General features: G+C 45.5%; 21 protein-coding genes and 2 pseudogenes. 1 reads left to right on the top strand and 22 read right to left on the bottom strand.

The window, feature by feature from the left end:
- Positions 1-8: 8 nt before the first annotated feature.
- The 20 genes and pseudogenes from rpsE to DWZ60_RS04795 all read right to left on the bottom strand — a co-directional run bounded on the left by rpsE (position 9) and on the right by DWZ60_RS04795 (position 10,338).
- Positions 9-517 (bottom strand): annotated as a pseudogene (rpsE, locus tag DWZ60_RS04890) (30S ribosomal protein S5).
- 20 nt (positions 518-537) lie between these two features.
- Complete coding sequence (gene rplR / locus DWZ60_RS04885; protein WP_022461650.1) at positions 538-906, bottom strand: 50S ribosomal protein L18; 369 nt, start codon at positions 904-906, stop codon at positions 538-540.
- Positions 907-923: 17 nt separating this feature from the next.
- A complete protein-coding gene (gene rplF, locus DWZ60_RS04880) occupies positions 924-1,463 on the bottom strand; it encodes a 50S ribosomal protein L6 (protein WP_022461651.1) in 540 nt (179 codons plus the stop codon).
- Between the two features lie 81 nt (positions 1,464-1,544).
- Positions 1,545-1,946 (bottom strand): 30S ribosomal protein S8, encoded by a 402-nt coding sequence (rpsH, locus tag DWZ60_RS04875; RefSeq protein WP_022461652.1) that lies wholly within the window; start codon positions 1,944-1,946, stop codon positions 1,545-1,547.
- 24 nt (positions 1,947-1,970) lie between these two features.
- Complete coding sequence (locus DWZ60_RS04870) at positions 1,971-2,156, bottom strand: type Z 30S ribosomal protein S14 (RefSeq protein ID WP_022461653.1); 186 nt, start codon at positions 2,154-2,156, stop codon at positions 1,971-1,973.
- A gap of 16 nt (positions 2,157-2,172) precedes the next feature.
- Positions 2,173-2,712 carry a 50S ribosomal protein L5 gene (gene rplE, locus DWZ60_RS04865; protein WP_022461654.1) on the bottom strand — a complete coding sequence of 180 codons (540 nt, stop codon included), beginning with the start codon at positions 2,710-2,712 and terminating at the stop codon, positions 2,173-2,175.
- 20 nt (positions 2,713-2,732) lie between these two features.
- Positions 2,733-3,074 (bottom strand): 50S ribosomal protein L24, encoded by a 342-nt coding sequence (gene rplX, locus DWZ60_RS04860; RefSeq protein WP_022461655.1) that lies wholly within the window; start codon positions 3,072-3,074, stop codon positions 2,733-2,735.
- Positions 3,075-3,084: 10 nt separating this feature from the next.
- Positions 3,085-3,453: a 50S ribosomal protein L14 gene (gene rplN, locus DWZ60_RS04855; RefSeq protein WP_022461656.1), complete on the bottom strand. Its 369-nt coding sequence runs from the start codon at positions 3,451-3,453 to the stop codon at positions 3,085-3,087.
- Positions 3,454-3,488: 35 nt separating this feature from the next.
- Complete coding sequence (gene rpsQ / locus DWZ60_RS04850) at positions 3,489-3,746, bottom strand: 30S ribosomal protein S17 (RefSeq protein WP_022461657.1); 258 nt, start codon at positions 3,744-3,746, stop codon at positions 3,489-3,491.
- A 16-nt stretch (positions 3,747-3,762) separates the two neighbouring features.
- Positions 3,763-3,972, bottom strand: coding sequence for a 50S ribosomal protein L29 (gene rpmC, locus DWZ60_RS04845; protein WP_022461658.1), 210 nt, complete (start codon positions 3,970-3,972; stop codon positions 3,763-3,765).
- Positions 3,962-4,399, bottom strand: a complete 438-nt coding sequence (rplP, locus tag DWZ60_RS04840; protein ID WP_022461659.1) for a 50S ribosomal protein L16 — start codon at positions 4,397-4,399, stop codon at positions 3,962-3,964. Before rplP ends, rpmC begins: the two co-directional genes overlap by 11 nt.
- Before the next feature lie 2 nt (positions 4,400-4,401).
- A complete protein-coding gene (rpsC, locus tag DWZ60_RS04835) occupies positions 4,402-5,058 on the bottom strand; it encodes a 30S ribosomal protein S3 (RefSeq protein ID WP_022461660.1) in 657 nt (218 codons plus the stop codon).
- Positions 5,059-5,070: 12 nt separating this feature from the next.
- Entirely contained in the window at positions 5,071-5,457 is a 387-nt protein-coding gene (gene rplV, locus DWZ60_RS04830; RefSeq protein WP_022461661.1) for a 50S ribosomal protein L22, read from the bottom strand.
- Between the two features lie 33 nt (positions 5,458-5,490).
- The gene (gene rpsS / locus DWZ60_RS04825; protein ID WP_022461662.1) at positions 5,491-5,772 is read right to left on the bottom strand and encodes a 30S ribosomal protein S19; all 282 of its coding nucleotides are present in this window, start codon (positions 5,770-5,772) and stop codon (positions 5,491-5,493) included.
- Between the two features lie 11 nt (positions 5,773-5,783).
- On the bottom strand, positions 5,784-6,629 hold the full coding sequence (rplB, locus tag DWZ60_RS04820; RefSeq protein ID WP_055266980.1) for a 50S ribosomal protein L2: 846 nt from the start codon (positions 6,627-6,629) through the stop codon (positions 5,784-5,786).
- A 61-nt stretch (positions 6,630-6,690) separates the two neighbouring features.
- Positions 6,691-6,990, bottom strand: coding sequence for a 50S ribosomal protein L23 (gene rplW / locus DWZ60_RS04815; RefSeq protein WP_022461664.1), 300 nt, complete (start codon positions 6,988-6,990; stop codon positions 6,691-6,693).
- Positions 6,990-7,610 (bottom strand): 50S ribosomal protein L4, encoded by a 621-nt coding sequence (rplD, locus tag DWZ60_RS04810; RefSeq protein ID WP_022461665.1) that lies wholly within the window; start codon positions 7,608-7,610, stop codon positions 6,990-6,992. Before rplD ends, rplW begins: the two co-directional genes overlap by 1 nt.
- A gap of 26 nt (positions 7,611-7,636) precedes the next feature.
- Positions 7,637-8,272, bottom strand: coding sequence for a 50S ribosomal protein L3 (gene rplC / locus DWZ60_RS04805; protein WP_022461666.1), 636 nt, complete (start codon positions 8,270-8,272; stop codon positions 7,637-7,639).
- Positions 8,273-8,465: 193 nt separating this feature from the next.
- Positions 8,466-8,782 (bottom strand): annotated as a pseudogene (gene rpsJ, locus DWZ60_RS04800) (30S ribosomal protein S10).
- Between the two features lie 509 nt (positions 8,783-9,291).
- Positions 9,292-10,338, bottom strand: a complete 1,047-nt coding sequence (locus DWZ60_RS04795) for a hypothetical protein (protein WP_119221329.1) — start codon at positions 10,336-10,338, stop codon at positions 9,292-9,294.
- A 187-nt stretch (positions 10,339-10,525) separates the two neighbouring features.
- On the opposite strand from DWZ60_RS04795, the gene DWZ60_RS04790 reads away from it, so the two are divergent.
- Positions 10,526-11,281 (top strand): GNAT family N-acetyltransferase, encoded by a 756-nt coding sequence (locus DWZ60_RS04790; RefSeq protein ID WP_117510467.1) that lies wholly within the window; start codon positions 10,526-10,528, stop codon positions 11,279-11,281.
- 98 nt (positions 11,282-11,379) lie between these two features.
- On the opposite strand, the gene DWZ60_RS04785 is transcribed toward DWZ60_RS04790, so the two are convergent.
- Positions 11,380-11,643: an HPr family phosphocarrier protein gene (locus DWZ60_RS04785; protein ID WP_055227733.1), complete on the bottom strand. Its 264-nt coding sequence runs from the start codon at positions 11,641-11,643 to the stop codon at positions 11,380-11,382.
- Positions 11,640-12,578 carry a DNA-binding protein WhiA gene (gene whiA, locus DWZ60_RS04780; protein WP_119221328.1) on the bottom strand — a complete coding sequence of 313 codons (939 nt, stop codon included), beginning with the start codon at positions 12,576-12,578 and terminating at the stop codon, positions 11,640-11,642. Before whiA ends, DWZ60_RS04785 begins: the two co-directional genes overlap by 4 nt.
- Positions 12,579-12,580: the final 2 nt, after the last annotated feature.

The raw sequence follows: 12,580 nt of genomic DNA, 5'->3' as shown, positions 1-12,580 counted from the left end.
CATCCTCCTTAAGCAAAGATCTCGTTTGTAGATTTGCCGCGAAGTCTTGCTACTTCTTCTGGAGTCTTCAGCTCAGACAGACCAGCGATGGTAGCCAGAACTACGTTCTGCTTATTTCTGGATCCAAGGGATTTTGTACGGATGTTCTTAATACCAGCTAACTCGATTACGGCACGGGCTGGGCCACCAGCGATGACACCAGTACCTTCAGGAGCTTTCTTCAACAGAACCTCTGCGCTTCCGAATTTACCTACGTAGTCATGAGTGATACTTCCGTTCTCATTGATTGCTACGCTTACCAGTTTCTTCATAGCGTCTTCTTTACCTTTGCGGATAGCTTCCGGAATCTCGCTGCTTTTCCAAGGCCTGCGCCTACGTGTCCATTGCCGTCGCCGACAACTACTAAAGCTGTGAAACGGAAGTTACGACCACCTTTAACAACTTTTGTAACACGCTTAATTGATACGACTTTTTCTTCCAGTTCGAACTGGCTTGCATCAATAATTGTATGCTTCATGTGTTCTTTTCCTTCCTTTCTTAGAATACCAGCCCAGCTTCTCTAGCTGCGTCTGCGAATGCCTGGATTTTTCCCTGGTAGATGAATCCGCCACGGTCAAATACAACTTCAGTAATACCTGCTTCTACAGCTTTCTTTCCAAGAACGGTTCCAAGATATGCTGCTGCATCTACATTGTTGGTTTTCTCAAGCTCTGCTTTAACATCTTTCTGAAGAGTAGAAGCAGAAACTAAAGTATTTCCAATCGTATCGTCGATAATCTGAGCATACATATGGTTATTGCTGCGGAATACACACAGACGCGGACGCTGTGCAGTACCTACGATATGATTACGTAATCTTCTATGCTTTTTCTGGCGCATCTGCGCTCTTGATACTTTACTAATCATGTTCACACTCTCCTTAATTATTTCTTACCAGTCTTACCAACTTTACGTCTGATCACTTCATCAGCATACTTGATTCCCTTGCCCTTGTATGGCTCAGGTCTTCTCTTGTCTCTGATTTCAGCGGCATACTGGCCAACTTTCTCTTTGCTGATACCGGAAACAATGATCTTGTTGCCGTCTACAGCGGAGGAGAGTCCTTCCGGATCGATCATCTCTACCGGATGAGAATATCCAAGAGACAGAACTAATTTGTTGCCCTGTTTTGCAGCTCTGTAACCTACACCGTTTACTTCCAGTGTTTTGGTATAGCCTTCGCTAACACCAATTACCATGTTGTGGATCAGAGTTCTGGTCAGACCATGAAGAGCTTTCATTTTCTTCAGATCGTTCGGTCTTGTAACTACTACGTGTCCGTCTTCCAGTTTGATGGTCATTTCAGACGGGAGAGTTCTCTCTAATGTTCCTTTTGGTCCTTTTACTACAACGTGGTTGTTTTCCTGGATGTCTACTGTTACACCTGCAGGAATTGCCACTGGCAGTCTTCCAATACGTGACATACCAATTTCCTCCTATTAACTTAGATTTTCGGAGAGAGCCTTACGCTCTCTCTGTTTTCAGTTGCTTTGTTTCGTTTCAGATTACCAAACGAATGCCAGAACCTCGCCGCCAACCTGCAGCTTGCGAGCTTCTTTATCGGTGATAACACCCTGGTTTGTGGAAAGAATAGCGATTCCAAGTCCGCCAAGTACTCTCGGCAGCTCATCTTTGCCAACATAGATTCTCAGACCCGGTTTGGAGATTCTCTTCAGACCGGTGATGATCTTCTCGTTTTTGTCAGCGCCGTATTTCAGGGTGATGTGCATATTCTGGAATGCACCCTCATCGCTGAGTTCATATTTTGCAATGTATCCCTCGTTTACCAGGATATCAGCGATTGCGATTTTCATTTTGGATGCCGGAACATCTACTGTATCATGTTTTGCAGTGTTAGCGTTACGGATTCTTGTAAGCATATCTGCAATCGGATCACTCATACTCATTTGAATTTGCCTCCTTCTAAAATTTTACCAACTAGCTTTCTTAACGCCAGGAATCTGGCCTTTGTATGCTAATTCACGGAAGCAGATTCTGCAGATTCCGTATTTTCTTAAATATGCGTGTGGACGGCCACAAATTCTGCAACGATTGTATTCTCTTGTAGAGAATTTAGCTTTGCGCTGCTGTTTGATTTTCATTGCTGTTTTAGCCATGAATCAATTCCTCCTATTACTTTGCGAATGGCATGTTGAATAATGTCAGTAATTCACGAGCTTCTTCATCTGTGTTAGCAGTGGTAACGAAGATAATGTCCATACCTCTGACTTTATCAACTTTATCATACTCGATCTCTGGGAAAATCAGCTGCTCTTTGATACCAAGAGCATAGTTTCCTCTGCCATCGAAAGCGTTCGGATTTACGCCGCGGAAGTCACGTACACGAGGCAGTGCCAGGTTGATCAGGCGGTCTGCGAACTCGTACATTTTCTCGCCACGAAGGGTAACTTTGCATCCGATCGGCATACCCTCACGGATTTTAAAGTTTGCTACGGAATTTTTCGCTTTGGTGGTAACTGCTTTCTGTCCGGTGATAGCTTCCATATCACTGATTGCAGCGTCCAGAAGTTTAGCGTTCTCCTTAGCTTCACCAACACCCATGTTGATTACGATTTTGGAGAGCTTCGGCACTTCCATCACGTTTTTGTATCCAAATTTTTTGGTCATTGCATCAACGATCTGCTCGTTGTAAAGATCTTTCAGTCTACTCACGGTTTTGCCTCCTCTCTTCCTTAATCAATTACTGCGCCGTTCAGCTCTTTTGCTTTTGCAACGCGGGTTCTAACAGCTTTTGTTTTGCCGTTTTTCTCAACCATCTCAACTTTGATTCCAACGCGGGTCGGAACTCCTTTTACAACCAGCATTACGTTGGATGCATCGATAGGAGCTTCTTTGTTAACGATTCCGCCCTGCTGATTGCTCATAGACGGTTTCTCATGCTTTGTAATCATGTTTACGCCTTCAACAACAACACGGTTGTTCTTTACGTCAACGCTGACTACTTTGCCGGTTTTGTCTTTATCTTTGCCGGCGATTACCTTTACGGTATCGCCTTTTTTAATCTTCATTGACATAGCTGTCCTCCTATAATACTTCCGGAGCTAAGGAAACAATCTTCATGAACTGTTTCTCACGAAGCTCTCTGGCTACTGGTCCAAAAATACGGGTTCCTTTTGGAGTTTTGTCATCTTTGATAATAACTGCTGCGTTCTCATCAAATTTGATGTAAGAACCGTCTTTACGACGAGCGCCTTTTACGCTTCTTACAACAACAGCTTTTACTACGTCACCTTTTTTAACAACGCCGCCTGGTGTTGCATCTTTGACCGAAGCAACGATTACATCACCAATGTTGGCATATCTTCTTGTAGAACCGCCCATAACACGAATGCATAAGATTTCTTTTGCACCGGTGTTGTCAGCGACTTTCAGTCTAGTTTCCTGCTGAATCATGCTGGTATTCCTCCTTTAGCATTCTGATCTCTTATTTATTTCGCTTTCTCAACGATCTCCACAAGTCTCCATCTCTTATCTTTGGATAAAGGTCTTGTTTCCATAACTCGTACGGTATCACCTACATGGCACTCGTTGTTTGCATCGTGTGCTTTCAGCTTATATGTGCTTTTTACAATTTTCTTGTACAGAGGATGTTTTACATGGTCTTCGATGGCAACCACGATAGTCTTATCCATCTTATCGCTGACAACTTTGCCCACGCGAGTTTTTCTAAGATTTCTTTCTTCCACGATATTTTCCTCCTAATTACTCAGCTGCGTTTGCCTTCTGGGCAATAACAGTCTGGATTCTTGCAATATTTTTGCGAACCTCTTTGATTCGGCTTGTATTGTCAAGCTGGTTGGTTGCATTCTGGAATCTTAAATTGAAGAGTTCCTTTTTAGCAGCTACTAATTCGTCATTCAGCTCAGCTGCGCTCTTTGTATTTAAATCTTTTACAAATTCGTTAGTTTTCACTGTTATCACCGCCTTCTAAGTCTGCACGAGAAACAACTTTGCATTTACATGGTAACTTATGCATGGCAAGACGTAATGCCTCGCGGGCTGTTTCTTCCGGAACACCTGCGATTTCGAACATTACACGGCCTGGTTTTACTACTGCTACCCAGTACTCCAGAGAACCTTTTCCGGAACCCATTCGGGTTTCAGCCGGCTGTGCGGTTACTGGTTTGTCCGGGAAAATTTTGATCCAAACTTTACCACCACGTTTGATGTAACGTGTCATGGCGATACGGGCTGCCTCGATCTGGTTGGATTTGATCCAGCATGGCTCAAGGGCTACGAGACCAAATTCACCGTAGTTAATTTTGTTTCCTCTGAGGGCTTTACCCTTCATGGAACCACGGAACTGTTTACGACGTTTTACTCTCTTCGGCATTAACATAATTAATTCTCGCTCCCTTCCTTTTTAGTTCTGGTTGGAAGTACTTCGCCATTGTAGATCCATGCTTTTACGCCAACTTTACCGTAAGTGGTATCTGCTTCAGCGAATCCATAATCGATATCGGCACGCAGGGTCTGCAGCGGAATAGTTCCCTCGCTGTAGAACTCGGTACGAGCCATATCAGCTCCACCAAGACGTCCGGATACAGATGTTTTGATTCCCTTAGCGCCAGCTCTCATCGTACGCTGCATGGTAGACTTCATAGCACGACGGAAGGAAATACGGTTTTCCAGCTGTAATGCAATGTTCTCAGCAACGAGCTGTGCATCGCGGTCCGGTCTTTTTACTTCTTTGATATCTACGATAAGCTTTTTGTCAGTCAGTTTCTGAACTTCAGCTTTTACTTTCTCGATCTCTGCTCCGCCTTTACCGATAACAACGCCCGGTTTTGCGGTGTAGATGATAACTTTTACTCTGTCAGATGCTCTTTCGATTTCGATCTTGGAAACACCTGCGCTGTACAGTTTCTTCTTCAGGTATGTGCGGATGTTGTAGTCCTCTACGAGGTTATCTGCGAAATCACCCTCGGCATACCATTTGGAATCCCAGTCTTTAATAACACCGACTCTCAGGCCGTGTGGATTAACTTTCTGTCCCATGACATGTCCTCCTTATTTCTCGTCTAACACAATCGTGATGTGGCTGTTTCTCTTCAGGATTCTGTAAGCTCTGCCCTGTGCTCTCGGATGAATTCTCTTCATGGTCGGAGCCTTGTTAGCGAAGCACTCAGCTACATACAGGTTTTCTCTGGAAAGACCGTTGTTGTTCTCAGCGTTTGCGATTGCGGACTCCAGCAGTTTTTTCACTACGCTGGAGGCATATCTCGGGTTATAAGTTACAATACCAAGTGCGGTTGTTACGTCTTTACCGCGGATTGCATCTAAAACAAATCCAGCTTTCTGCGCAGACATTCTAGCGTAGGATAACTTTGCAGACGGTCTGGTATCTTTGTTAGCATTTCTTGCTCTTTTAATCTGACTTCTATGTCCTTTAGCCATTGCTAAAAAACCTCCTCTCTCAAATCATTCTACTTAGCGGACGCCGGATTTCTTCTCGTCCTTGCCGTGACCTCTGTAGGTTCTGGTTGCTACGAACTCACCGAGTTTGTGTCCAACCATATCCTCTGTAACGTATACCGGCACATGTTTTCTTCCGTCATGAACAGCGATTGTGTGTCCAACGAATGACGGGAAGATTGTAGAACGACGTGACCAGGTTTTAATGACTGTTTTATCTCCTGAAGCGTTTGCAGCGTCAACTTTCTTTAACAGGCTTTCATCTGCAAATGGTCCTTTTTTTAATGAACGAGACATCGTTTACCTCCTTATTTCGATAAAGCTTTTCCATCGCGTCTTCTTACGATGTACTTGTTAGACTGCTTGTTCTTTGCTCTGGTCTTCAGGCCAAGAGCCGGTTTTCCCCAAGGAGTAGACGGGCCCGGACGTCCGATACCGGTCTTTCCTTCTCCACCACCATGTGGATGGTCATTCGGGTTCATGACAGAACCACGTACAGTCGGGCGGATACCCATGTTACGTTTCCGTCCTGCTTTACCAATGTTGATCAGGCTGTGCTCGCCATTTCCAACAACACCGATGGATGCACGGCAGTTGATCGGAACCATTCTCATCTCTCCAGACGGAAGACGAAGGGTTGCGTATTTACCTTCTTTAGCCATCAGCTGAGCGCCATTACCAGCTGCACGAACAAGCTGTCCGCCTTTGCCTGCATGAAGCTCTACGTTGTGAACCATGGTACCAACCGGAATCTCGGACAGCGGCAGGCAGTTTCCAGGTCTTACCTCTGCAGCAGCGCCGCTCATAACCTTCATGCCAACTTTCAGTCCTTCCGGAGCCAGGATGTATGCTTTCTCGCCGTCTGCATAGCAGATCAGAGCGATGTTTGCTGTTCTGTTCGGATCGTACTCGATCGATTTAACGATTGCCGGAACATCATCTTTTCTTCTCTTGAAGTCGATGATTCTGTATTTTCTTCTGCTTCCGCCTCCGCGGTGTCTTACAGTGATTTTACCCTGGTTGTTACGACCAGCGTTTTTCTTCAGGGACACTACCAGAGATTTCTCCGGTGTGCTCTTCGTGATTTCGTTGAAATCAGAGGAGGTCATGTGTCTTCTGGAAGGTGTATATGGGTTAAAGCTTTTGATTCCCATTACTTTGTTCTCCTTTCATTTCGTATCGCACTTATGTGTGCATATTTCGAACAGCTGCTAATTAAAGTCCTTCGAAGATTTCGATGTCTTTGCTGTCCTCGGTCAGAGCAACGATTGCCTTCTTGCTCTTTGCAGTTTTTCCAACTACCATTCCACGACGTTTGTTCTTTCCGTCCATGTTCATGGTGTTTACGCTTTTTACTTTTGTTCCTTCGAACATTTTCTCAACTGCTTCTTTAATCTGAGATTTGTTTGCTTCCGGGTGAACCATAAATGTGTATTTCTTCTCGCCCATAGCGTTCATGCTCTTCTCAGTTACGATTGGTTTCAGGATTACGTCGTAATATCTGATATCTGCCATTATGCGTACACCTCCTCGATAGATGCAACACTGCTCTTGGTTGCGATGATGGTGTTGTATTTCAGCATGTCGAATACATTGATGGTATTAACAGATGCAGTCTGAACGCCAGCAATATTTCTTGCGGAAAGTGCTACGTTTTCGCTGTCATCTCCGATGATTACCAGTGCGTTGTTTACTTTGAGGTTATCAAGCACTTTCTTCATCTCTTTTGTTTTAACCTCTGCAAGTTTCAGCTCATCAAGAACGATGAATTTGTTCTCCTGAACTTTGCTTGTCAGAACGGATTTTAATGCAGCTCTTTTCTCTTTCTTGTTCATTTTGAAAGAGTAATCTCTTGGTACTGGAGCGAATACAACTCCGCCGCCTGTCCACTGAGGAGCTCTTGTTGAACCCTGTCTTGCGTGACCTGTTCCTTTCTGTCTCCACGGTTTTCTTCCGCCACCGCTTACTTCGGAACGGGTTTTAGCTTTCTGAGTTCCCTGACGATTATTTGCAAGCTGAAGCACTACAGCCTGATGTACCAGATGCTCGTTGATTTCTACACCGAACACTGCATCATTAAGCTCCATGCTGCCAACTTCTTTGCCTTCCATATTTAATACAGATACGTTAGCCATTACGTGTGTTCCTCCTTTCAACGAACTTATTTACCGCATTTTACTGTCTCTTTGATGGTAACCATGGATTTCTTCGGTCCTGGTACAGCACCTTTGACTAACAGTAAATTGTTCTCTACGTCAACTTTTACGATTTCCAGGTTCTGTACGGTGATTTTCTTTCCGCCCATCTGTCCTGGCATTCTTTTTCCTTTGAATACCTTACTCGGATCGGAGCAAGCACCATTGGAACCTGCGTGACGATGATATTTGGAACCATGAGCCATAGGTCCTCTGGACTGACCATGTCTCTTGATGGCACCCTGGAATCCTTTACCTTTGCTTGTTGCAGTAGCGTCGATTTTGTCGCCTGCACCAAAGATATCGGCCTTGATTTCCTGTCCTAATGTATAGGTTTCAGCATCTTCAAATCTGAACTCTTTCAGATATCTCTTGCAGGAAACACCTGCTTTTGCGAACTGGCCTTTCATTGGTTTGTTCACACGGTTTTCTTTCTTCTCGCCGAAGCCTACCTGAATTGCACTGTACCCGTCGTTGTCTGCGGTTTTCACCTGTGTTACAACACACGGACCTGCCTGCAATACAGTTACCGGTACTAAAACACCGTTTTCGTCGAAGATCTGAGTCATTCCGACTTTTGTAGCTAAAATTGCTTTCTTCATTCCTTTTACCTCCTGTTTTATCTACAGCGGAACTTCCTATTATAAAGAAGTTCATTCTAGCGAACAGTTGATATAAGTGGAACACTATGACCCTTAGGGATGTTGATTCCTTCGAATGAGTGTTGCTTCTATATCATCTATTGCTTACTTAATTGATGGCCGGGGGCTGATCCCGGACTTTTTACAGCTGATCTTATTTGTTTTTCATCTTGATGTCGATGTAAACGCCAGCCGGCATTTCCAGTCTTGATAATGCATCCACTGTTTTCTGGGTAGGTGCGATGATATCAATCAGTCTCTTGTGGGTTCTCTGCTCGAACTGCTCACGGGAATCTTTGTACTTATGAACGGCACGAAGGATAGTTACTACCTCTTTCTTCGTTGGAAGCGGTACTGGTCCGCTCACCGTTGCTCCGTTCTTCTTTACAGTTTCGATAATTTTCTGTGCAGATGCATCTACTACTGATGATCATACGCTTTCAGTGTAATTCTCATTACTTGACTTGCCATAAAAAAAGTCGCCTCCTTTTCGCACTTTTACGAGTACGACAAGCGGTGACTGTACACTTACCCGTGTGTGTCCTGATGTTTGCACACGGTCGTTTCCACTCTTACAGGTGGACTTAATTGTGGGTACAGTGACTTGTCGCCAGTTTCTTTAACTTGACATTCGCTCCACGGAAAACCCGCTGTTTCTCAGCGGCAACCTCGCGCTTCAACGCTATCAATGTCACAACAGTTGTTAGTATACAAGAAAGCACGCGAAAAATCAAGGTTTTTTTTTATTTTTTTCGATTTATCCGTTTTTATGTAAAAAGAGAAATACAGGGGGGCCGTGTTGTGCACTTTTCCTATATTTCTCTCTTTTTTGACGTTTTCCAACTATTCAGAGCCCCATCTCGATTCCGCTGCGATGCATCTCGATGTGGCTTCTTGCCATATGAACAAAAAGAAAAGAACGTTCATTCATGCAAGCATGATTCGCGTTCTTTTCTTTTCGTTCGCATGGCTCTGAATAGTTACAGAATGTCGGAATAATCTAAGATTGTGATGCCGGTTGCAGGATCTTCAATGACTTTCGGGTCATCTCCGGCTGCGTGGGCCTTCTGGAGGAGTTCTTCCGCCGTGTAAACCGGCATGGCAAGTTCGATCGGCTCGGACGGTTCCGGTTCCGGCTCTTCGATGGTTTCTTCAAACTCTTCGATTTCTTCCACAGTTTCCGGCTCTGTAGATTCCGTTTCTTCGGTTTCTTCTGTCACTTCTTCCGCTGTTTCTTCTGCGGCAGCTTCTTCGACGATTTCCGTTTCTTCCACGGCTTCCGGAATTTCTTCGGTTTCTTCTCCTCTTACAAGGTTCTGCAGATCGACGGTATGAAAGGACACCTGCTCCGTTCCTTCTTCTTCCAGATCCGGAATTTCAAATTCGTCCTGTTTCTCTTCTTCTGCCGTTTTCTGGTCGGCTGCTCTCAACTGTTCGGTCATTTCCTGTTCTTCCCGTTTCTTTTTTTCTACCAGGGCAGCTTTCTTTCTGCTGCGAAGCTCTTCGGACGCTTTCTCATCGTCCTCGTCCTCGTCTTCTTCCTCTTCTTCCTCATCCTCTTCTTCATCACGTTTCCATACCTCGGAAAGGATGAACAGAATGACCAGAAACAGAATGGCAAGTCCGATGATCATGATTCCCTCTCTGCTCTGCGCCGCCATCGACAGAAAGCCGATCACCGGAATCGTGACGATCACTTTGCTCACGGTTGCTCTCACGGTAATTTCCGTTGTGTCTCCACTGATCACATTTTTTACGGATGCGGTTCCGACAGCGATGTCGAGGGACTGTATCGTATAGATATACTTTCCGGAATTGTCATCAACCAGGATTTTGTCTCCCGTCGCAACCGATGACGTATCTGTCTTCTTTGCGTACGTAACAGCGCCGCGGGAAATGTTGGTATTTCCCATCCCATCTGAGACAAGTGTCGTGATGCCGGCAAACGGCGGAATCACCAGTGCGCCTGCTGACAGGATTGCAAGCAGAAGCAGCGTATTCACAATTACCTTCAGTAATTTTGACATATTCAATTCTCCTTGTATTCTCAGTCTTTGCCCCCTATTATAACCCCTTTTCTTCGATTATGCAAGAAAACGTTACGCATCGTGTCCCGGCCGCCCGGTTCCGCGTGTCGAATTTTTCGATTTTTTCTTGAAGATCTGTCCTGTTTCTTCTATACTATATGCATAACCAAAGGGGGAATACTTTCATATGAATACACTGATCAAAACCATCGAAGATCTTTCCCTGAACGCATGGCCGTCTCACCAGATCGAGCTGTACGACGGATGGATTCTTCGTTTTTCTTATTTTTATACACACCGGACCAACAGCGTCGAGCAGATCGGGCCGTCCACGATTCCGGTGGAGGAAAAAGTGCAGTACTGTGAGGAGATCTACCGTCGCTGGGGTACACCGGCAATTTTCAAGATCAGTCCGCTTGTCAATCCGGGCTTTGATGCAATGCTCGCCGACCGCGGCTATGTAGTCCAGCACACGACGCACGTCATGACAATGGATCTGGCGAACTTTGCCAAAAAGGATCCTGCCGTTGCCGTGACCGTCAGCAGCTTTATCCCGCCGAAATGGATTGACAGCCTCTTTGCTTTAAAGAGCACGACGAACGTGATGCACCGCATGGTCGTTCCTTCGATGTACCGCGCCATTCCAAAAGAAACCATCTGTACCTCCATCCAGGATGAAACCGGAACGATCGTTGCCACCGGCCTTGGCATCCGCGACCGCGATTACGTCGGTGTCTATGCCATCCATGTGCATCCTGCGTACCGCCACCGCCACTACGCTTCCTCGATCTGCCGCACAATCCTCTCCGAGGGAATCCGGCTCGGTGCAACGAAAGCATATCTTCAGGTTGTCGAGGGAAACACGCCTGCGATCACACTGTATGAATCGCTCGGTTTTTCCTATTTCTATACCTACTGGTTCCGCGCGAAGAACGTGGTCTGATTTTCGTCTGATTTCACATAAAAAAGCATAGCAAAACGGCATGTCAAAATTTTCTGACATGCGTTTTGCTCTATGTTCATGCTATAAGTGCAGTAAGATTATTCAGCAGAAGGACTGCTTAAATATTTTTCAACGCCGTCCATGGCTTCGCTCTCGTCTTTTCCGTTTGCGGTCACGGTAACTTCCTCGCCATTGTCCAGACCAAGTGTCATCATACCCATAATGCTCTTCGCATTTACTTTTTTTCTGCCGCTCTCGACGTAGATTTCACTTTCGTACTGGCTCGCTACCTGTACCAGCATGGCAACTGGTCTCGCCTCCAGGCCGCTTGAAAGACGAATTGTGATTGGTTTCTTAATCATAATACTTCTCCTCCTTGTTTCCTTCGCAAATCTTCTGCAATCTCTTTTAGTTTCCTTAATCTATGATTAACTCCGGATTTACCAACAACCGGCGTTAACATCTTGCCCAGTTCCAGAAGCGATGCTTCCGGGTATTGTAAGCGGAGCCTTGCCATCTGCTCCAGCGGTTCCGGCAGAGAAGAAAAGCCTGTGATTTCTTCGATATACCGGATATCTTCGATCTGGCGGATCGCCGCGCTGACCGTTTTGTTGATGTTGGCAGTTTCACAGTTCACCTTTCGGTTGACACTGCCGCGCATTTCTTTTAAGATCCGCACGTTTTCCAGATTCATAAGTGCGATGTTGGCTTCCATGATGCCAAGCATCTCCACAATCTGTGCGCCTTCTTTCATATAAACCACATGGTGGTTTTTCCGGAGAACGATCCGTGCATCAATTCCAAAGCTTTTCAGAAGTTCCTGCACCTGTTCTGCTCTCGGCGCATCGGGGCAGACAATTTCGAGATGGTAAAACCGGTTGGGATCGCTGATGGAACCGGACGCTAAAAATGCGCCCCGTAGAAATGCCCGTTTGCAGCACTGGCGCTGTACCACAACAGCCGGAATCGGCATTGTTAACTGCCGGTCTGTCTCGTGTAACTTCACTGCCTGCAGAATCTGACGGGTTTCTTCCCTGTCATTTACGCGGATCAGATACGTATTTTCCTTCTGATTCAGCTTAACTGCAAGCTCTGCCTCTATATTAAATGTTTTTTTCAATAAAGTAAAGTACTTTCTTGCCACATACGCATTCTCTGTCTGAATCCGTATCGTCCCGTCCTTCTCGGAAATCTGTCCGCAGAGTGACAGGATCGCCGCTGTTTCCGCAATCTGGCAGTGGCGTGCCGTCGGAAGATGTCTCGATAATTCCTCTTTTACCTCGCTTGAGAATGACATCC

It is taken from the genome of Blautia sp. AF34-10, assembly GCF_003477865.1.
Classification (GTDB): domain Bacteria; phylum Bacillota; class Clostridia; order Lachnospirales; family Lachnospiraceae; genus Fusicatenibacter; species Fusicatenibacter saccharivorans.
The sequence above is the reverse complement of the archived record's forward strand: the minus strand, read 5'-3'. Positions and strand labels throughout refer to the sequence as shown.

Coding starts and splice junctions, on each gene's coding strand:
- rplR (WP_022461650.1), bottom strand. CDS start 906: ATGATTAGTAAAGTATCAAGAGCGCAGATGCGCCAGAAAAAGCATAGA.
- rplF (WP_022461651.1), bottom strand. CDS start 1,463: ATGTCACGTATTGGAAGACTGCCAGTGGCAATTCCTGCAGGTGTAACA.
- rpsH (WP_022461652.1), bottom strand. CDS start 1,946: ATGAGTATGAGTGATCCGATTGCAGATATGCTTACAAGAATCCGTAAC.
- DWZ60_RS04870 (WP_022461653.1), bottom strand. CDS start 2,156: ATGGCTAAAACAGCAATGAAAATCAAACAGCAGCGCAAAGCTAAATTC.
- rplX (WP_022461655.1), bottom strand. CDS start 3,074: ATGTCAATGAAGATTAAAAAAGGCGATACCGTAAAGGTAATCGCCGGC.
- rplN (WP_022461656.1), bottom strand. CDS start 3,453: ATGATTCAGCAGGAAACTAGACTGAAAGTCGCTGACAACACCGGTGCA.
- rplP (WP_022461659.1), bottom strand. CDS start 4,399: ATGTTAATGCCGAAGAGAGTAAAACGTCGTAAACAGTTCCGTGGTTCC.
- rpsC (WP_022461660.1), bottom strand. CDS start 5,058: ATGGGACAGAAAGTTAATCCACACGGCCTGAGAGTCGGTGTTATTAAA.
- rplV (WP_022461661.1), bottom strand. CDS start 5,457: ATGGCTAAAGGACATAGAAGTCAGATTAAAAGAGCAAGAAATGCTAAC.
- rpsS (WP_022461662.1), bottom strand. CDS start 5,772: ATGTCTCGTTCATTAAAAAAAGGACCATTTGCAGATGAAAGCCTGTTA.
- rplB (WP_055266980.1), bottom strand. CDS start 6,629: ATGGGAATCAAAAGCTTTAACCCATATACACCTTCCAGAAGACACATG.
- rplW (WP_022461664.1), bottom strand. CDS start 6,990: ATGGCAGATATCAGATATTACGACGTAATCCTGAAACCAATCGTAACT.
- rplD (WP_022461665.1), bottom strand. CDS start 7,610: ATGGCTAACGTATCTGTATTAAATATGGAAGGCAAAGAAGTTGGCAGC.
- rplC (WP_022461666.1), bottom strand. CDS start 8,272: ATGAAGAAAGCAATTTTAGCTACAAAAGTCGGAATGACTCAGATCTTC.
- DWZ60_RS04795 (WP_119221329.1), bottom strand. CDS start 10,338: ATGTCAAAATTACTGAAGGTAATTGTGAATACGCTGCTTCTGCTTGCA.
- DWZ60_RS04790 (WP_117510467.1), top strand. CDS start 10,526: ATGAATACACTGATCAAAACCATCGAAGATCTTTCCCTGAACGCATGG.
- DWZ60_RS04785 (WP_055227733.1), bottom strand. CDS start 11,643: ATGATTAAGAAACCAATCACAATTCGTCTTTCAAGCGGCCTGGAGGCG.
- whiA (WP_119221328.1), bottom strand. CDS start 12,578: ATGTCATTCTCAAGCGAGGTAAAAGAGGAATTATCGAGACATCTTCCG.